This is a genomic window from Arsukibacterium sp. UBA5043 (assembly GCA_002415085.1).
GTDB lineage: Bacteria > Pseudomonadota > Gammaproteobacteria > Enterobacterales > Alteromonadaceae > Alishewanella.
This window is the reverse complement of the sequence record DIBV01000004.1, coordinates 94,130-113,245: the sequence shown is the minus strand read 5'-3', so window position 1 is coordinate 113,245 and position 19,116 is coordinate 94,130. Positions and strand designations below refer to the sequence as shown.

Sequence of the window (19,116 nt, the reverse complement as noted above, 5' to 3'; positions counted from 1 at the left end):
TGAGCTTATGTCGATATGAATAGTCATATTTAATCTACAGAGCAAGGACAAATTAGCGCCCCCTAACATTGTCAATCCAACTTAATTGCGTGATCTACGGAAATCAATAGAAGCAGATCGCTTTGAAGATGATTGTTGTAGTAAAAAGTTAGCTTGCCTTACTGAGAAGCACGATCCGAGTGACAATCAACTCGACGAATGGATGCTGGACACTGTGGTTGAGACACATGCCATTTTGCGGTTAAAAGTCCGTCCAACTTCAGGCGTTAATGTCCGCTCTATCAAGCAAAGCATACTTTCGCATGAGTACTATGATGCGGAGAGAAATTTCTGCTTTTCGCTCAAAGCAGTCGATCAAGCCATCTCGCCAAACTTCATTTGTTGCAGCACTAGAAACAGTTCTTTGCGTTTTTCGTCTGTAACAAGGAAGCTGCGAGGGCATTGACCACTTAACCTTGGTATGGGCGTATCAAGCCACTCATTTATCTGAGCTTTATCATTATTAAAAATGACATTTAGCTCATGCTCGAGCTGCAGTTCTGAACAAGTCAGATTGTTTTGCATGTACTTGCCTTAGATACCTGAAGTGGAAAGCTGATGTGCTGAATGCCGATCAAATTATGCCTTTGATAGTAAATCCGGGGAGCCTTTTTATCCCGCTCACGGGCTGGGGGAGCGTTGCTCCGGCATCAACAACCCCAGTTTCCTGGTCACCGGTCAGTTGTGACGAATGAATTATAAGTTCAAATGAGCACGGGGTCACAGCAGTATTTAGCTATCTTCGGGTTTACTTTGCTACTGGTAAATCGCGCCAGTTCGTAGTGTAGGCTGGCGACAGTAACTCACGCTTCATGCTCCAGTCCTGCTTGGTACCCTGGCTGGCAAACCAAATGGTTTTACCATGTTTGGCGTTCAAATTATCTATCAGCTTCATTAATTGGTGGTCTGACTCTTTTTTAATGAGCGGTTCATCAAAAAGACCAGGTTGATGCACACCGGGGTCGTAAAAGTCGGAAAGCATCACGCCGGCTTTGGCGTAACGATACCCATCCAGCCAGAGCCCATCCAAAAGCTGCATAGCTTTGGCCAGGAAAATTCTGGTGTCACCGGTCGGGCTATCAAGCTCAACGCTTTTACTGGCGCTATAAGGTGCATCTTTATCGCTGAACGGGCTGGTACGCAGAAAAACGGTTAAGTACTTTGCTTCCTGCTGCTCCTGGCGCAGCTTTTTGCAGGCGCGGCTAATGTACTCACTAATCGCTTCACGCATTTGTTGTTTGTCGGTGATACGTTCACCAAAAGCCCGGCTGCTGACAATCTGCTTTTTCGTCGGCGCCATTTCTTCCAGTGCTATACAAGACTCGCCATTCAGTTCACGCACTGTGCGCTCTACCACAACCGAGAAATGTTGCCGAATAAACTTAGGGTCAGCGTCGGCCAACTGCAATGCGGTATCGATACCTAACTGCTGAAGGCGTTTTGTTAGCTTGCCGCCGATACCCCATACCTCGGCCACCGGTAGAAGAGCTAACAGCTTACGCTGGCGTTCTTTACTGGTTAAATCGACTACGCCGCGGGTTTTCTGCCATGTCTTTGCTGCATGATTAGCGAGTTTGGCCAATGTCTTGGTGGGCGCTATACCGACACACACTGTTATACCTGTGCATTTTTGCACTAGCTGTCTTACCGTTAAACCAAACTCAGTCAGATTCTGACTAAAGTCTACTCCGGTAAGATCAAGAAAGGCCTCATCAATCGAATACACTTCAACCCTTGGAGCGAGGCTTTCCAGTGTATTCATCACCCGCTGCGACATATCCGCATAGAGTGCGTAGTTGGATGAGAATGCCACTATGCCATGTTTTTGCATCAGCTCGCGTGCCTGAAATACCGGCACGCCCATTTTAATACCCAGTTTTTTCGCTTCCTGAGAGCGGGCAACTACACAGTTATCATTATTAGAAAGCACAACGATTGGCGTATCGGCCAAGTCTGGACGAAACAATTTTTCACAGCTGGCATAGAAGTTATTGCAGTCGACCAAAGCGAAAATATTTTGGTTCATTTGCGTTTCATTTGCCGAATAACGTTCGTCACAACACCAAAAATGCTGAGCTCTTCGCCACTACGTGGCCGAATTGGCTTGTATGCTCGGTTACGGGGCAATAAAGCGAGTGACGGGTGGGTGCAGAACTCTTTCACAGTAAATTCACCGCCCACTGCCGCTACCACGATGTCGCCGTGATCGGCATCAATAGAGCGGTCTACCACCAGGACATCGCCCTCATAGATACCTGCCTCTATCATCGAGTCGCCTTCCACCCGAACGAAGAAGGTCGCATTAGGGTGACGGATACACAGCTCATTTAAGTCAAGCGTGCGTTCAATATAATCTTGCGCAGGCGAAGGAAACCCAGCTTTTACCGGGTCGCCATACAACGGGATCTTACGTTTTGGCCAAACACTCGCATCACCAAGGTACGCTACTGACATATAAATCTCCACACTGTATATACATACAGTCTACCAGCAAAGGCATAATTGGCAAGCTTCATGAATTGATCAGCCGCATTTGAAGTATGATTAAGCTTTGTTTCACTATCAGCGGGACGGGCTTACTTTGTAATCCTTACGAACCTGATCTTGTAGCTCATAAACTCTAAACATTAATGAGCTATTTTGTGTCTCAAGCTCTTTGTTTATAACTTTAAGATCATCACGCTCTCTTCGGTACTGCTCCTTGAGCGCAATTTCCTTTTTGAGTTTGACTTTTAGCCTCTCCACCTCCGTGATCTCGCTGCCAGCTTCTAAGAGCTGGGCCTTAAGAGGATCATAATTTGAGTTGTACTTATCTATAGCCGGTAAAGCTTCCTTCTTAACAAAGTCCTCAAATTTATGTATGTAGCTGTTACCTAAACCTGCTTCGTTATTGATTTTGTTTAGAGTTAGCCTACCTTTCAGTTTCACTCGGACAGGGCGCCTCTCCACCAAGCGCTGAAGTGCTTCTCTCAGCCGTCCTTCCGTGGTCTCTTTTGATGCCATATCAAACCTCGTTTGTCTCGATCACGCCTTTGACTTTGTCGTCAAATACTTCAAACTTCAGATTATGCTTACTGATTAACTGCTCGTTGCGCTTAATTTTTTGTTTTGTGGCTATCAATATACTGTTCATCAGCGGGTCCCCTGAATTCAGACTCCGAAACGTCTTAATTAAGCGCAAATTTTGCCTTTGTATCACCTTTGCTTCATTGTCTGTGATAACTTGATGTTCGCACGGCTTAATCTCTGCTGCAAATTCACCTATTCCACACACTCTGCTGCATGAAGCGTTCATGCAATATCCGCCTGTAGGCAGTTTAACGACTGACAATGTTCCGTTTCGCACTAAAGTCTCAATTTCTGCACGGGTCATATACACGCGATCATCGCTACCGAGTTTTGCAAACTTATCTTTAGCAATTCGTTCACCGCCGGCCCCACTTAAATGATCAGACTCGTTAAATATTTCATCAAAGATATCGACACCCATTGTGATGCCCTCATTGTGCATTAATTCGAGCAAATCATTATCAAGTAAGATATCTTCCATAGCTTGTAATTGAGCATTGTTTCCATAATAGTCAGACATATTGATGTTTGTATGTTTGTACTGGAATTTTATGCTTGTAGAAGTGCCAAACCCGTAGCGCCTGAAAAAAACGGCATAGGTACGGCGGAAGTCGTGTGGGCTCAGCCTGGGTAGATATCCGTTCTCTTTAAGTTGACCATTCCTGCTTGGGTTAAGCGTGTTAAAGCTGTCTACATCTTCTTTCGTTGCTTTGATATTCAACCCCTGATAATAGATGCCGACATGTCTCCCAAGAGTGGCCCGAGAGTAAGATTTTTGGTTCCCAACTATTTTAAGAGTTATAAATACGCTTTCTATCTCCCTCAAAGCTGTTTGATACTCATCCATAGACAATTTAGCTTCCCTGTACTTACCTTCTATCTCAAGCTTATAGAGATCACGAAGACACTGAGTTGAGTCGTAAGCGAGTTCAAGAGCAGCCTTTGCGATTGGATGGGTTTGCCATACTTTTGATTTGGGAAGCCCATCTGTTCCTTTGGTGGTTTCACCCTTTAATATGCTTATGGATTTGTCGTCAGAGATAAGTCGCTCTTGATAACTATCCTTCGTCAAACTTTTCAATTCGCCAATTCGAATGCCGCTGAATGCAAACAAAACAATCGCGCAAGGACTCATCAAATGAGTTAAGAAAGTAGCATCGCGAGTAGGATTAAAATTGGGGATTTTGTGCTGAATTTGACTTGTTCTTCGTAGCGTCCTCTCATTTACATTGGAAGGGGTTTTGGAGCGTCCAGTGCGGAATTTCTCTTCGTTGTATATCGCAAATGTCTCACACATTGCATTGTTAATTTCAAAACGAAAAGGGTGATAAGTCTCCACTGCAGTTATAGCCTGATTTAAAAGTTGCTGGTAAATGCCAATAGGTATTGCGATATGTTGCCTGCGGACTTTACTGCTTGCCACATTTAGGTCGGCTATACTAAAAATTCTATGGCAGAGTTGGTGCCGGGTTAGAAGAGTTAACGTTGTTACCGTGTTATTAACAATGTTTTGGGATAAGTCTCTACTCTTTATAATCTCCCTAAAATTTCTTTTGAATGTTGAGTAAATTTTGTCGTCAGATAACGCGTCCCAGTTCGTTCCGTTTAACGCCTCAGAAATATATGCTAACCCTCTACACCAGTGAGTCATTTGAGGAATTGATGGGTGGACTTTCTCTTTTTCTTTGTAGCTTTCAACAAAGTAAGCAAGAGTAGATTGAATGACTGCCCGGTATCGAATATCAGTGTTATAAAAACTGATTGCAGTATTTTTTCCGACACCAGTTTTCACTGTACCTAAAAAGTCCCAGTTAGTATCAAAGATGTAGCTCCTTGGGCTGTTATCAGAGTTGCGGCTTATTACCTTTTGTTGATCATAAGTCGGCAAGGAGTTGAGATTTCCAATAGATTTCTCAGTCACACGAAAACCTCCAATAAGTCATTTAGGCTATGAATACTTGAATAGAGAGGGTGTGAAGACTTTTTCTGAAGTTCAGTAGCCTGCATGTATTTGTCTGGTGATTTTTCACCGAAACCTTTCAAAACATTTTCAATCGTATCTAATATCGATTTCATTTCTTGGGGCGGCAAAGAGTTTATAGCAGGTGTTTGTTCAAGTTGTTGCAATGTCTCCTGGAAAGACAGCATCAGCCAAATATCAGTAGTGTCAGCCACAAGAGCATGCTGCTCGCAATTAAAGCAATTAAGAAAGCTGGTACATGCCTTTTCATTGTCATTAGCATGAATACCCAGCCTCCCGAGCATTTTGTGAATGCTGTTCGCTGTGCCCATCTGGTTGTTATTACACCTAACGCCAATGGGAGTCCTGGACTCGTAACTTCTATTTTGTCCGCTTCTTAAGCGCTCATACTCGTAGTTGTCAAGAACGCTTGCGTATTTGAATTTAGCGGCTTTTACAGCAGAAGATATGTCATCGCCTTTTGCATGAGCAAACTTAGCCTCCATGGCAGCTCTGAGTTTATTTTCATGCTCTCCTACTGTTCCATTTGAGTAGGTAGAGCGCGTTACATTAATACTATTATTCGCAGATAGAGAGACTAGATACACGGATTCAGTTACACGAAATAGGGTGTCCATCTTGGTCTTTCTAAGTATGGATGGAGTGATTTTGGGGTAACCGAGCCTTTCAAGAAGACCACTGACGCCAACGAGTGTCGCTCGTTGACTGTCGTTAAAAGACATGGCTACGCCCGCTTTGGAATAATAAGGAAATAGGTAAGCGTCTTTATTGCCACTAGCCATATTTGTTGATACAGCTATCCAACTTTCAATAAACTCTTTAGCATATTTACTAAATCCAAGAGCGTTATCTTGCTCTTGAAAGCCGGCCCGACCCTTTACTGAATCAAGAATATATTTCCCTCCCTGAACTTCACGAAAGCGAATATCTGAAATTTTCATGGCCTGCAGTGGTGTAGTATTCATGCCTGTAAACATAAAACAAATCGTGATGGCTATTTTTGAAATATGATTGTTTGGATGTCCTAGTGCTGGGTTTACCGATTTACTAAAGGCTCCGAAATGGTGAGCTCTGTTAAGCCCCTTAAGCCCTTTCTCCTTTGCAATCCGTTCTAACAAATCTCTGTCGAAGAGTGGGTGACGCTTTGGATGAGTGCCGGCAGTGTAGTGTGCTAATAAGTCTCTATATGCTTGAAAGAGCCTCTTTACAATTGGCTTGAGCTCGTTTTCCACATCAAGTCCTGAATGATGTGTAGTGTGCTTTAAAACACCTTTTACGGCGGGTAGATTCTTGGCTTCCTGAGCTCGATTCAGACGGTTTAAAATCCATGCCATGTTGGTTCTATAGCGTCCCCATGTTTGGCGGGATAGTTCCCCTTTGCTATTTTGAAGTCCACACCAACTCATAAAGCCATCAATTAAATTCCAGTGCAACCAGTCGCCGTTTATAGGGCTTTTGTTGTTTGAATCTACCCACTGAATGAACTTTATTAAAACTGAAAACCTTGATTGTGTAGTAGCAGTAACGCCTGCACTGAATACCCCCAACATTTTACGGACAAAGTTTACTCTCTGCATATCAACTAATGGAATGCTGGGGGAGGGCTCACTGATGGTGATAACATTGGGGCAATTTTTATACAGCAGACGTTTAAAATACAAAGGGCCTTTAGGTGATACAATCACCATGTCATCCGGATGAAGCGTTAGAACCTCCGCGTTTTTTCTAACTAGCTCTTTAGTTGGCTGTAAAGCTCTGCGTTTGTTAGGCTTGTCTAGTGCCATCTACTGACCCACGAATTTTAAGTTATCTAGGTTCTCAAAGGCACCGAGGTAGTCCAGTATATCCTCATATATCTCATCGCCCGTAGGTTCATCTTGAGCCATTTTGAGGTACATCAAGGTCGTAGACTCATCATCATGCCCCAAGCAATCAGAGATCAGAGCAAGAGCTGTGTCAACCTCTGTGCTTCGCAGCAACAACCTAAACAGTGAAACTGCAAAAGTAGCTCTTAAGTTGTGAATAACACCTTCAACGTCTATTCCTGCAGACGCTTTGACTGTTGATCTCACTTCATTCCAACGTGCATTAGCTTCTGATAGCTTGGTGAATAAGGGTTTTCCTGTTTGACTGATAAATAGATAATCTTTGTTTTCGTCGACGCCGTCTTCTCCATCAAAGTAGCCTGCCTCGCCTGCGTTTCGCTTTTTCTTGCATAGTTCTTTAAATTTGGCCAATCGCTTTTTGAATCTGTTGCTAAGCGTGTATTCAAAGAGTAGTTGCATAATGCGAGTTGGAATGATTGTACGTCGTGACTTATTTCCACCGCCCTTTGTCTTGGTGAAAGATCCATACTCACCTCCAACCCCAATTCGCATTACTTTCTGGCTTAGATTAGGTTTAACGATTTGCCCTTTGTGCAAGCTTGCAATTTCTTCCTTTCGAAGGCCTGTATATCTTGCAATAAGGAAGAAAAGACAGTATTCGATTTGTAGCTTGGCTGTTGTCCGTTTTCCTCCAATGCTCTTAACCACTCGATGAGTGTTGGTTAGAATGTGCTCTACAGATCTCCATTCATTGTCTGTCAAAGGTTTCAAATCTCTCCGGTAAGATGGTAAAGCGCCACCTTCATTTCGCTTTGAACCACCGAAATTCAGACGCAAGTCTGTAGTGTGGACATCTTTCGACATATACGCTCTCATTGAAGTACCACTAGCTTGGTATTGTATAGTGATTACTTCGTGCTCAAAGGGAGGGTTGTTGAACTGATACCCATCACGAATATGGAAAGAATAGAATTTCACCACGGCGCCCAAATAGGCTTTAGCTGTTGTTCTGGCGATCGATAGACTAGGGTCGCGTGGTTCTAAGACGGCCTGTTTCAGGGCTTCACGATACTGATAGGTAACTTTTTCGTGCTTGCGTAAGGGAAAGGAATCCCAAGTAGGTCTTGGAAGATCGACCAGTTCGTCATATAGATCTTCGTCGTATTCTTCATCCCACAGGCGCTGCAGCTCCAGTAAGAATGAAAAATAATGAAGCAGCCCCTTGCTGTACTGTTCTGATTCTTGCTTATTGTCATAGACATGGTGTGCAATCAGAAATCGATTAACGTGCTCTATTGGTTCGTAAGAGACAATATTACCTGCTTCATCTCGACCAACTAAGTTTAGTAAGACAAGTCTTTTGATGTGGACGGGATGTTGTCGTGAGTACTTTGCTGACAATACACCGTCTGCATCAACATCTATTAAAGGCGTTCTATATGAAAAAGGTTTTATTTCGGTTGTTTTTATTTCGTAAGCGATAGCCATATCACGCTCATTAATCCAATCAGTTAATTGATAATCTATACTAAATTCATAACACTAACAAAAGTGGCTAGTTAGAAGGTGGAAAATAAAGTGTATGGGTGATTATTCGACAGCACCACCACCGGGACCTTGGCTAAATCGGGCCGGAACAGTTTTTCACAGCTGGCATAAAAGTTATTGCAGTCCACCAGCGCAAACACGCTGTTATCTTTGCTGCTCATTTGCGCTTCATTTGCCGGATCACATTGGTGACCACGCCAAAAATATTCAGCTCATCCCCTTCCGTCAGCGTAATAGGCTGGTAAGCTGGGTTGCGCGGTAACAGCTGCAGCAGCGGCTGGGTACACAACTCTTTTACCGTAAATTCATTGCCTAATGCGGCCACCACAATATCGCCATGCTCGGCATTAATAGCCCGATCAACCACCAGCACATCGCCGTCATAAATGCCGGCATCGATCATCGAATCCCCCTCCACCCGCACAAAAAAGGTGGCCGTGGGATGGCGAATACAAAGCTCATTTAAGTCGAGCGTACGCTCAATATAGTCCTGCGCCGGTGATGGGAAACCAGCCCGCACCGGGTCGCTGTAAAAGGGTATCCGCCGCCGTGGCCAGATACTGGCATTGCCAATGAATACTGCAGCCATACACACCTCAAATACTGTTTATGTATACAGTATATCAGCCAGGCATAAATTGGCAATCACCGTCAGAGACCCGCTGTTGCTACACATGGCGTAATGGCATAAACAACTTGATCCAGATCAAAGTTCGGGCGTACAATAGTTTCAGAAATTTCTGAAAGTTCAGTAAGGATTACCCAATGCAGATGACGCCCATGATCGAGTCTTTCGTTTGTCACTTTGGTGAAATGGGGAGCCGCTGGGGCTTTAACCGCACAGTGGGGCAGATATACGCCCTGCTGGTAGTAAGTGAAGAGCCGGTTTGCGCCAATGAGATTGCCGAGTTGCTTGGGATCTCCCGTGGTAACGTTAGCATGGGATTGAAAGAACTGGGTAGCTGGCAACTGGTACAGGTAATTCATAAACAAGGAGAGCGACGCGAATTTTATCAAAGCCGCGGCAGCATCTGGGATATGGCGAATAAAGTGTTCGAAGAGCGACGTAAACGTGAGATGGACCCAACGTTGTCGTTACTGCGCGATATTATGATGGATGAGGCTGCCAATAAAGATGAGGCTTATGCTCAGCAGCGGATCACCGAAATTCACGATTTGCTGGAAAACATTACAGAATGGACGCAAAGCTTACAATCGTTGTCACCCGAAAAACTGAACACGCTGATGAAGCTGGGTTCAGGTGTGAGTAAGGTGCTGGAGTTCACCGATAAGTTTCGGGCCAAAAAAGACGCTTAGCGCGTATTACTGCTGAGGTAGTTATGTTAGATACCCTAATTCTGTCCCGCATCCAGTTTGCGGCCAATATAAGTTTTCATATTCTGTTTCCTACTATCACCATTGCCCTGGGCTGGTTGTTGTTTTATTTCAAAGTACGCTTTGATATCTCGAAGCATCCGGTCTGGATGCGGGCCTATCGTTTCTGGGTAAAAGTATTTGCCCTGACGTTTGCACTGGGAGTGGTCAGTGGCATTACCATGTCGTTTCAGTTTGGCACCAACTGGCCGGGCTTTATGGAAAGCATCGGGAATATAGCAGGCCCGCTGCTTGCCTATGAAATTCTGACGGCATTTTTCCTTGAAGCGACCATGCTTGGCATTATGTTGTTTGGTTTTCACAAAGTGCCGCGCTGGGTGCATACCCTGGCGACTTTTCTGGTGGCGCTTGGCACCACCTTCTCGGCGTTCTGGATTTTAGTGCTTAACTCCTGGATGCAAACCCCGGCAGGTTTTGAAATGGTTGATGGCGTTGCCCATGCCACAGACTGGCTGGCGATTATTTTTAACCCGTCGTTTCCGTATCGGTTTGTTCATATGCTGCTGGCCTCAGCGTTGACCGTTTGCTTTCTGGTAGCCGGTATTTCAGCTTATCGCCTGCTAAAAGGCGACAATAAAAAAGCGCCGAAACTGACCCTGAAAACGGCCATACTCAGTGCTGCTATTCTCGCGCCAACCCAAGTGCTGGTCGGGGATTTTCATGGCTTAAATACGCTGGAGCATCAACCACAGAAAATTGCCGCCATGGAAGGGATCTGGCATACCGAAAAAGGTGCGCCACTGGTCTTGTTTGCGATCCCGGATCAGGAAACCCAACAAAACCGCTTTGCCATTGAAATCCCCAAACTAGCCAGCTTAATCTTAACCCATGACCGCGAGGGCGAGCTAAAGGGTCTGAACGAGTTTACCGGCGAACATCCGCCGGTGGCGCCGGTGTTTTATAGCTTCCGGGTGATGGTTGGTATTGGCATGCTGATGCTGCTGATGGCCTGGTGGGGCAGTTATCAGCTACTTCGTAAAAAAGCGTTGTCGCCACTGCAACTGAAAATTCTTATTGGCATGACCTTCTCCGGCTGGGTGGCGACCTTGGCCGGCTGGTATGTTACTGAAATTGGTCGTCAGCCTTATTTAGTCTATGGCGTGCTGAAAACCCGTGACGCGGTAACCACGGTACCGGGTGAACATGTCGCTCTGACACTGGCCATGTATCTGGTGTTATATGTCGTGCTGCTGGTGGCTTATATTAAAACCCTGTTCTGGCTGGCTAACCGTGCCGTAGAAGTGGAGGAATATGACTTAACCCGGCCAGGTCTGGTAGAAAACCGCAGTCAGCCACTGCAAGATAACAACCCAGACACTCGCACCGGAGCTGCATTATGAGCTGGTTAACTGCAGAAAATCTAGCACTCATTTTCGGTGGCTTAACCGCCCTGTCTATCCTGTTATATGCCATTTTAGATGGCTATGATTTAGGCGTGGGTATCACCCTACCCATGCACAACGAGCCCTGGCGCGACACCGCAATTGCTTCAATTGGCCCGTTCTGGGATGCCAATGAAACCTGGCTGGTATTGGCAGTAGGTTTGCTGTTGGTGGCCTTTCCGGCGGCCCATAGTGCCATTTTACATGCGTTGTACTTGCCCGCAGCCTTGCTGCTACTAGGTTTAATTCTGCGTGGTGTGGCCTTTGATTTTCGGGCTAAGGTAAAAGCCAGCCGCAAAACCCGCTGGGATTACACCTTTAAAGCCGGATCGGTGCTGGCCACCTTTAGCCAGGGCTTTATGCTGGGTATTTATGTGATGGGGCTTAAGTACAGTGCCGGCAGTATTATTTTTGCCTGTTTTAGCGGCTTTTGCGTTACCGCTGCCTATGCGATGATTGGCAATGCCTGGCTGATTGGCAAAACCAGTGGTGAGCTGCAATTGCATGCTATCAGGCAGTGTAAAATAGCCGGAGTGCTTACGCTTAGCGGTATTCTGGCGGTCAGTACCATCAACCCGCTGGTTAATGCCAATGCGCTGCAGGTATGGACTGAGCCGCCGATGGCTTACCTGTTTGCCGCGATACCGTTGCTATGCTTTGCCATGTTTATTATTGGTTATCTGGCACTGAAACGGCTGCCACTGCCGCAGGATCATGGTGCCTGGTTGCCGTTCGCTATCTGCAATATTATTTTTATCTGCAGCTTTCTGGGACTGGCACTGAGTTTTTATCCCTATGTGGTACCGAATCAGTTAACGCTGTATCAGGCGGCCAGCTCGCGTGAATCGTTACTGATTATCTTTTTCGGCGCCGTAGTGGTGATCCCGGTGATTATTGGTTACACCGCACTCGCGTACTATGCCTTCAGAGGCAAAGCCGACGGCTTAAAATATTACTGACAAAGTGGCCTGCCATTCGGGCCTGGTGTTACAGAGGTACCTTTCAACAGTAACTGCAGTGTGCTAGGTTTTAATAAAAACGCTTTGCATAGGCCTTTATATTGAATAAACACCGCAGTTCTGCCAATACCGACGCCAGCCGCCACTTATTCGGCACCTTTGCCGGGGTGTTTACTCCCAGCATTCTGACCATCGTCGGTATTATCCTGTTTCTTCGTACCGGCTATGTTGTTGGCCAGGTTGGATTAGCCAGCACCTTGCTGATTATGGCGGCGGCATTCACCTTATGCCTGCTAACCGGCTTGTCACTGGCGGTGATCGCAACCGATATCCGGGTGAAAGAGGGTGGTTTCTACTATGTCATCTCCCGCACGCTTGGCCCAGCATTTGGCGGCGCGTTAGGCCTAACGTTGTTTCTGTCTATCTCCATCTCCGTAGCTTTTTATGTGATGGGCCTGGTGGAAGTGCTAAACCATCTGGTAACGCTGCCGGACTGGCTCAGTGTGCGGATACTGGCCGCTGCTATCACCGTGGTTTTATTTATTTTTGCCTGGCTCGGAGCAGACTGGACCACCAAATTACAATTTTTGATCATGGCGCTGGTGGCCGCTGGCTTACTGTCATTTTTTATCGGCGGCATTAACACATTTAGCCAGCAAACGCTGGTGACTAACTGGCAAACCGATGCCAGTGCAGAGCAATTCTGGTTGGCCTTTGCCTTATTTTTCCCGGCGATTACCGGTTTTACCCAGGGCCTGAATATGTCAGGCGACTTACGGGCGCCGCACCGCGCTATTCCAAAAGGCACTTTTGCAGCTATTGGTCTGTCGGCGGCGCTGTATGTGCTGGTGGCACTGGTACTGGCCGGTACTGCCAGCATCTCGGAACTCACCGATAACTATTACATTATGGCCGACGTAGCAATGTGGGCCGTACTGGTTGCAGCCGCAGTCATGGCAGCAACGCTGTCGTCAGGCATGGCGTCTATGCTGGGCGCACCACGGGTGCTGCAGGCGATGGGCGGCGATAAGCTGATCCCGTTTCTGGTGCCGTTTGCTAAAGGCGAAGGCCAGGATAATAATCCGCGCCGTGCCGTGATGGCATCCACCGCTATCGCCCTGCTTTGTGTGATCATTGGCGATCTCAACCTGCTGGCGCCGGTTATCAGTATGTTTTTTCTGGCGGCTTACGCCTTGTTAAACTATGCGACCTTTTTTGCCCTACACTCAGACAATCCTTTTTTTCGGCCACGCTTTAAATGGTCACATAAAATCGTCAGCCTTATTGGCGGTATAGGCTGTGTTGTCGCCATGCTGGCCATTAATCTTATCGCCTGTGTAATCGCCATCGCAGTATTGTTTGGTTTGCACCAGTATCTGGCACGCAGTCATCAACACCGCAGTTTTACTGATCATCAACGTGGTGCCTTGTTTAAGCGGGTGCGGGAGTTGCTGTTTGAACTCAATAGCATGGAGCCCCACCCCGGAGACTGGCGTCCGCATATGCTGGTATTTTCCAAAACCCCAGAGCGGCATAAGCAACTATTAACCTTTTCTGCCGTACTGGAAGGACAAAGCGGCCTGATTACCCTGACCCGGATTGTTAACCCGCAGCACGCTGATGAACCCGAGCAGCAGCAAATTCTCAAGCAGTATCAGCAAGCTATTGATGACACAGACGTCAGGGCGTTTACCCTGGTGATGCAGGCCTCTGACTTTCAAAGTGGCTTGCGCCATATAATGTCTGCTTACGGCATTGGCCCGATAACCCCCAACACTGCGCTACTTAACTGGACATCGTCGAATGATTCAAAGCAAGAGCATTCACCTGATGATTACGCCGCCAACTTTCTGGAAATGATCAAAGCTGATATTAATCTGGTTGCGCTCGCCTCTGCCCGCGCCCCATTATTTGCTAACGAAGCACCCACAAAAGGCAGAAGAATTGATATCTGGTGGCGCGGCGGCCCTACTGCCAGACTTATGTTGATGTTTGCATACCTTTGCACCCGCGCCAGGGGCTGGCAGAACACCAAGCTGCGCATTCTTACGGAGGCAGAGCGCTACTCTAAGCAGCAAGTACGGGATATTTTCGCAACTTATCTGGATAAAGTGCGAATTGAGTCTGAAGTAGAAGCACTAGATAAAGTCGATTTAGATAGTATTAAGCGTTACTCCAGCCAGTCAGAACTGGTGTTTTTCCCAATTGAAGTCAAAGAGGATGAAATAGTCGATAGTTTTGAAGTCGGCCTGCAGAGCCTGGTCGATAACCTGTCGAACCTGGTATTGGTAAAGGCGTCAAAGTCAATGCAACTGGACCCGGATCCAGACAATGGCGATGACCAAAAAGAAGGTTAAGTCAGTCATTTTCTTTTTTAGCTTGAACAAAATTAGCCGGCGTTCAGCGCCGGCATCACCCTCAGGCGAATACCGCTACCCAGGTGACGGCATTTCCAACGCCATGCACCAGCGCCGGCACCATGACATTGCTACTGTGATTACGCAACCACTGAAAAAGCAGGCTTACGCCGATGTAAATAGCGACTAACATTGCCACTATGGTAAATTGCTCCTGCTGCAGATAGTGCCATAAGCGCAGCGAATGCAGCGGTGCAATAACAAAAAGAATAGTGGTCATCGCCGTAGCTAACCCTAGCGACATATGCCGCTGCAAACTGGTAAAAAGCAGTCCCCGGTACAATAGCTCCTGCCCTATGCCGATACAAAAGCCTGAACTAAACCAAGCCAGCCAAAGCCATAACCCGGCTGAGAAACTGTGCAGTAATTGCTCTGTCTCTAATAAGCCAAACAGTAAAGCACTCGCCAGCATGCTCCCAGCCAGCAAACTGAGTTGACTGCGCTTAATCTTAAGCAGCGTCGGATAACAAAAACGGATAACGGCCAGTAGCACCACTACCAGGGTCAGCTCTATAACCAGACGCAGTGGCTGATTAAAATACCAGTGTCGGGTTTCCAACAGCCAGGGATCCGGTTGTAACACCAAACGGATGGGCAGTTCCATCAGCAGGAAAACGAGGATGGCGACAAGCGCAATCAACCCAGAGCGGCGATCGGGTTGCTTAGCGTTGTAAACGTCTGATTTCACGTTGTAACTCCTTATCGTTACTTTGCTCTGCATAGCCAAGATGCTGCTGCATCAGGGCATTATCATCATTGAGTTTATGCAGCTGCGCCAAACGCAAATGGGCCCAGGCTTTTTCCGGCAGATCATCCGCCGCATGGGCATGGGCGATAAAATAATTCAACGCGTCAATACCCTCTGCCAGCTGCTGCTGGCTAAACAACGCAGTGCGGCCTATTTGATACCAGGCATTAAGCACATAAACGTCTGCATTGTCTTTTGCTGCCTGAGTTGCAGCAGTAAAGGCAGCAAACGCCTGGGTATAGTGTTTTTCTTCTTGCAACAATAAGCCATGCCGATAATGAAATTCAGCGTGCGCAGTGAAGTCAATGCGGCTTTGCTCAAGCAGTTGCCGATACTGGTCTTTTTGCTCTGTTTGCCGGTAGAAATTGAGCTTGGCCAACGCCCCCTGCAGCGCATCAATCGCACTAATCTGCTCAACCTGCTGCCAGGCAAGGTCTTCATCGCCCCCCGCAATACCGGGCGCACCTAAATAAAAAGACACTAGCCCGCGACGATAAGCGGTATTGTCCGGCTGTAACAAAACAGCCTGCTTTAAACACGTTAAAGACTTTTTTGCGTAGCTCAGTGCCGAAAAGATAGCATCGCCAGCTTGCCGGCCCATAATCCGGCCACAAATAAAATGCACTTCCGGGTTATCTGGTGCTGCCTTCAGCGCTTGCTTAATATACTTCTCGGCCAAATCAAGATCGGTACGCATGGCAACTGTTCCCTGCTGCAGTTCAGCTGGGTTAGCGGCCACAGTTGCACCGGCAGCGCGGCTTGCCCAGGGCACTATGGTTAATAGTATTAACAGGAAGGATGTTAGTCGCATGGTTCCGCCTCACGGTTGAGTTGTTTTAAGCAGCCTAACAAGGCCTGCCATGCGCTGTTAGTGCCAAAAGTCACTAAAGCGCCCGTGAGGTGAGCTGAAGTCGGAGCCTCAGTTGCTGTAATTACGCCAGCGACAGCCACTGGCAAAACAGAGTAGCCCGGCTAAACAGATTAGGTTCAGCGTTTTCCCGAGAAGCGGTCAATAATCGAGCGCATATTGGCTACAGTTTTTGCCAAACGCTTACTGGCATCCAGTGCGCCTTTGGCTGAGTTCTGCGTGACCGAGGTACTGTCAGAGATTTCAACAATTTGCTGATTAATATGCTCTGCCACGGTGCTTTGCTCTTCAACGGCCGCTGACATTTGTTCGGTTAAGTTGGTAATAGTGCGAACAGCGTCGCGAATGTTGTTCAGCGCCTGGCGCGTATGCTCCACTGTTTCTACGCCATGCTGGGCCGCTTGCTCCCCTTTTTCCGAGGTACCTACCGCACTCATTGCCCTCTTCGTCAGTTTTTCCACAATAATATGAATTTTATCGGTTGATTCCCGCGTTTTCCCAGCCAGGGCGCGCACTTCGTCAGCAACAACGCTGAACCCCCGGCCTTGCTCACCAGCACGGGCCGCCTCAATAGCCGCATTGAGTGCCAGTAAATTGGTCTGGTCGGCAATGGTAGAAATCAGATTAGCCGCCTGGCCAATCTCATTGGTAGACTCGGCAAGCTCACGCACTGTCGCGGCAATGCTCACTACCGAGCTACTAAGAGCATCGATGGCCGTTTTAGCTTCATTGGCCAGTTTTGCACCATCATCCACACTTCCCAGCGCATTACGCGCACTGACCGAGTTCGTTTGCACATTACCTGCAACCTCTTGGATTGCCTGAGACATTTGAGTAATAGCCGAAGCAATTTGCTGGGTGGCCTGACTTTGTTGCATCACGGCAGCCGAAGTTGACTCCGATTCTTGTTGGGTATTCTGAACAATAGAATCCAGCACCGCGGCGGCATCGGCAATACGGGTTAACGCCGTTCTGCTTCTGGCTATTTCGCAGGCTAACGTTAACTTCACCCTTGCCTTGCTTCCTACATCGGCAAAGTAGGTTTCTGCCACCATAGCATTCGAATAAGATTCCGCGCTAATACTAACAATATCCAGATACTGAGACTTTTGCCGGGCAGCTAACCATACTGCCGAGAGCACCGTAGTAGTAAGTATTATGGTACCTGCTACAGCACCAGATAAACTGTACCCCAGAACACTGGCCAGTATGCCAGGCACAATAATCGGCGCCAATGCTTGTAGCGCTGCACCGGTACGTGAAAAAACTGACAAGTTCGACTTGCCCGCTCTCAACCGGGCATAAGCGGCTTCAGCGCGGGCTTTTTCATCTTCAAGCGGCAACACCCTGACAGACTCATAGCCCACCACTCTGCTGTTTTCAAACACCGGGGTAACAAAAGCGCTTACCCAGTAGTAATCACCGTTTTTACGGCGGTTTTTTACCTGCCCCATCCAGACATGCCCGGATGCGATAGTTTGCCACATCTCTTTAAAAACCGCCGGCGGCATGTCAGGATGCCGAATCATATTATGAGGCTTTCCAATCAGCTCTTCTTTTTTATAGCCGCTGACTTCGATAAAGGCTTCGTTGCAATAAGAGATATTGCCTTTAGCATCAGTTCCTGAAATTAATCTGTCTGACGCAGGAAAAACATATTCCTTCTGGGTAACCGGTTGGTTATTTCTCATTGAGACTTCTGCCTTAATAGCTGCACGAAAGTTAACAATAGCAACTTTTTGCAAAGTTTAAAGTAATGAATTTTTTGGAAAAAGGATAATTGAGTATGCAAAAGGAGATTTTAATGGTGCCCGGGGCCGGAAAATATTGCCGGGAGCAATATTTGACAGCATCAGCTGGCCCGCTGTGCGGGTGAGCCACAAGGAAGTGGCGAACACCTGAACCGGCACGCCCTTTCGAGCGAGGGATTTTAAAACGCTTTAACTATTCATAAGGTTAGGCTTGTCACTCTGGTTTAGGCAGTAACTTCTTGCAAATGCCTCTAGAAAAAGGCGATTTTTCCGTCGCGTCCTGCACATAAGTTACACATAGCATTTAGAGTCCATCTAATGAACTATTTTTTAATAGGTAAACCTTTGTAGTGCGTTGGTGAAAAGCCGTTTCTTTGCATTCCTGCTAATTTCTCTAATGGCAACATACGGATGGTACCTCGAGAACTAAAGCGGCCAGCTTCAATCGCTGTGATAAGCTCTTGCTCACTTACACCAACATATTCGTTGGATCTACCTGAGTAGCTAACACTGTACAAGCCTGCCTTTGGGCCCCGCACACCTTTGTATGGATAATATTTTTTTCCACCTTCTGTTTGCGCGTATACATCAAGTAGGAACTGCTCTAAATTCAAAATGCCATCCTATATTAGTCGTTGAGTTACGGCGTCATTATGACGCATCCATAGCCAGTTATGAAGACCCTGTTCTCTCAACAAACCTCAGTATCAACCTCGCAAAATCTTTGCTTTAAGTCTTTCTACTAATCTTGCAGTTCTTAGCTCATGATTATCACTTGAGCATTTAGGGCAATAAGCGAAATAGTCAACTCCAGCGACCCGGACATCACTTACACCCAATAGAACTTTTTTCCAGCCGCAACTGCGGCATACAAAAACTTCTGACGATTTATAGCGGGGAAAATGAAATCTCCGTTTAAGGTAATTAAGCTGCAAAAGTAGTTATATTGCCCGCTTTTCAACATCAAATTTCTGATACATTTTCTTTGATAAAATACTGAATGGAAACATAGTGCCAATGCTGAAAATTCTCACGATTATTCTTAGAGCTCTGCTACTTTGATCATTGTTTAGAATTCGCATGCTTACTTTGCCTTGCCATAAGATAAATGTGAACAACGAAAAAATTAATGA

General features: G+C 46.7%; 16 protein-coding genes and 1 pseudogene. 4 read left to right on the top strand and 13 right to left on the bottom strand.

What is annotated here, in order from left to right; all coding sequences use genetic code 11:
- Window positions 1–354: 354 nt before the first annotated feature.
- The 9 genes and pseudogenes from B2Q61_RS04700 to umuD (B2Q61_RS04660) all read right to left on the bottom strand — a co-directional run bounded on the left by B2Q61_RS04700 (window position 355) and on the right by umuD (B2Q61_RS04660) (window position 9,052).
- Window positions 355–564, bottom strand: a complete 210-nt coding sequence (locus B2Q61_RS04700) for an antitoxin Xre/MbcA/ParS toxin-binding domain-containing protein (protein ID WP_290620002.1) — start codon at window positions 562–564, stop codon at window positions 355–357.
- A gap of 223 nt (window positions 565–787) precedes the next feature.
- Entirely contained in the window at window positions 788–2,065 is a 1,278-nt protein-coding gene (gene umuC, locus B2Q61_RS04695; protein ID WP_290620000.1) for a translesion error-prone DNA polymerase V subunit UmuC, read from the bottom strand.
- Window positions 2,062–2,493: a translesion error-prone DNA polymerase V autoproteolytic subunit gene (gene umuD / locus B2Q61_RS04690; RefSeq protein WP_290619998.1), complete on the bottom strand. Its 432-nt coding sequence runs from the start codon at window positions 2,491–2,493 to the stop codon at window positions 2,062–2,064. The genes umuC and umuD (B2Q61_RS04690) overlap by 4 nt, the downstream gene beginning before the upstream one ends.
- 108 nt (window positions 2,494–2,601) lie before the next feature.
- Complete coding sequence (locus tag B2Q61_RS04685) at window positions 2,602–3,042, bottom strand: hypothetical protein (protein ID WP_290619996.1); 441 nt, start codon at window positions 3,040–3,042, stop codon at window positions 2,602–2,604.
- 1 nt (window position 3,043) lies between these two features.
- A complete protein-coding gene (locus B2Q61_RS04680) occupies window positions 3,044–5,029 on the bottom strand; it encodes a hypothetical protein (RefSeq protein WP_290619995.1) in 1,986 nt (661 codons plus the stop codon).
- Window positions 5,026–6,873 carry a hypothetical protein gene (locus tag B2Q61_RS04675; protein ID WP_290619994.1) on the bottom strand — a complete coding sequence of 616 codons (1,848 nt, stop codon included), beginning with the start codon at window positions 6,871–6,873 and terminating at the stop codon, window positions 5,026–5,028. The genes B2Q61_RS04680 and B2Q61_RS04675 overlap by 4 nt, the downstream gene beginning before the upstream one ends.
- Window positions 6,874–8,403 carry a site-specific integrase gene (locus B2Q61_RS04670; RefSeq protein WP_290619992.1) on the bottom strand — a complete coding sequence of 510 codons (1,530 nt, stop codon included), beginning with the start codon at window positions 8,401–8,403 and terminating at the stop codon, window positions 6,874–6,876.
- A 101-nt stretch (window positions 8,404–8,504) separates the two neighbouring features.
- A pseudogene (locus B2Q61_RS04665) lies at window positions 8,505–8,603 on the bottom strand (hypothetical protein); the annotation flags it as partial.
- A gap of 17 nt (window positions 8,604–8,620) precedes the next feature.
- Window positions 8,621–9,052: a translesion error-prone DNA polymerase V autoproteolytic subunit gene (umuD, locus tag B2Q61_RS04660; protein WP_290619988.1), complete on the bottom strand. Its 432-nt coding sequence runs from the start codon at window positions 9,050–9,052 to the stop codon at window positions 8,621–8,623.
- A 176-nt stretch (window positions 9,053–9,228) separates the two neighbouring features.
- Here umuD (B2Q61_RS04660) and B2Q61_RS04655 point away from each other — a divergent pair, with 176 nt between their 5' ends.
- From B2Q61_RS04655 to B2Q61_RS04640, 4 genes are all read left to right on the top strand, one after another.
- Window positions 9,229–9,780 carry a GbsR/MarR family transcriptional regulator gene (locus B2Q61_RS04655; protein WP_290619986.1) on the top strand — a complete coding sequence of 184 codons (552 nt, stop codon included), beginning with the start codon at window positions 9,229–9,231 and terminating at the stop codon, window positions 9,778–9,780.
- Between the two features lie 23 nt (window positions 9,781–9,803).
- Window positions 9,804–11,198: a cytochrome ubiquinol oxidase subunit I gene (locus B2Q61_RS04650; RefSeq protein ID WP_290619985.1), complete on the top strand. Its 1,395-nt coding sequence runs from the start codon at window positions 9,804–9,806 to the stop codon at window positions 11,196–11,198.
- Window positions 11,195–12,199 carry a cytochrome d ubiquinol oxidase subunit II gene (locus tag B2Q61_RS04645; protein WP_290619983.1) on the top strand — a complete coding sequence of 335 codons (1,005 nt, stop codon included), beginning with the start codon at window positions 11,195–11,197 and terminating at the stop codon, window positions 12,197–12,199. Before B2Q61_RS04650 ends, B2Q61_RS04645 begins: the two co-directional genes overlap by 4 nt.
- Before the next feature lie 101 nt (window positions 12,200–12,300).
- A complete protein-coding gene (locus tag B2Q61_RS04640; protein ID WP_290619981.1) occupies window positions 12,301–14,556 on the top strand; it encodes an amino acid permease in 2,256 nt (751 codons plus the stop codon).
- Window positions 14,557–14,617: 61 nt separating this feature from the next.
- On the opposite strand, the gene B2Q61_RS04635 is transcribed toward B2Q61_RS04640, so the two are convergent.
- The 4 genes from B2Q61_RS04635 to B2Q61_RS04620 form a co-directional block, all read right to left on the bottom strand.
- Entirely contained in the window at window positions 14,618–15,304 is a 687-nt protein-coding gene (locus tag B2Q61_RS04635) for a CPBP family intramembrane glutamic endopeptidase (protein ID WP_290619979.1), read from the bottom strand.
- Complete coding sequence (locus B2Q61_RS04630) at window positions 15,279–16,175, bottom strand: hypothetical protein (RefSeq protein WP_290619977.1); 897 nt, start codon at window positions 16,173–16,175, stop codon at window positions 15,279–15,281. Before B2Q61_RS04630 ends, B2Q61_RS04635 begins: the two co-directional genes overlap by 26 nt.
- 176 nt (window positions 16,176–16,351) lie before the next feature.
- On the bottom strand, window positions 16,352–17,923 hold the full coding sequence (locus B2Q61_RS04625; RefSeq protein WP_290619975.1) for a methyl-accepting chemotaxis protein: 1,572 nt from the start codon (window positions 17,921–17,923) through the stop codon (window positions 16,352–16,354).
- A 383-nt stretch (window positions 17,924–18,306) separates the two neighbouring features.
- On the bottom strand, window positions 18,307–18,597 hold the full coding sequence (locus B2Q61_RS04620; RefSeq protein ID WP_290619973.1) for a hypothetical protein: 291 nt from the start codon (window positions 18,595–18,597) through the stop codon (window positions 18,307–18,309).
- Window positions 18,598–19,116 lie beyond the last annotated feature (519 nt).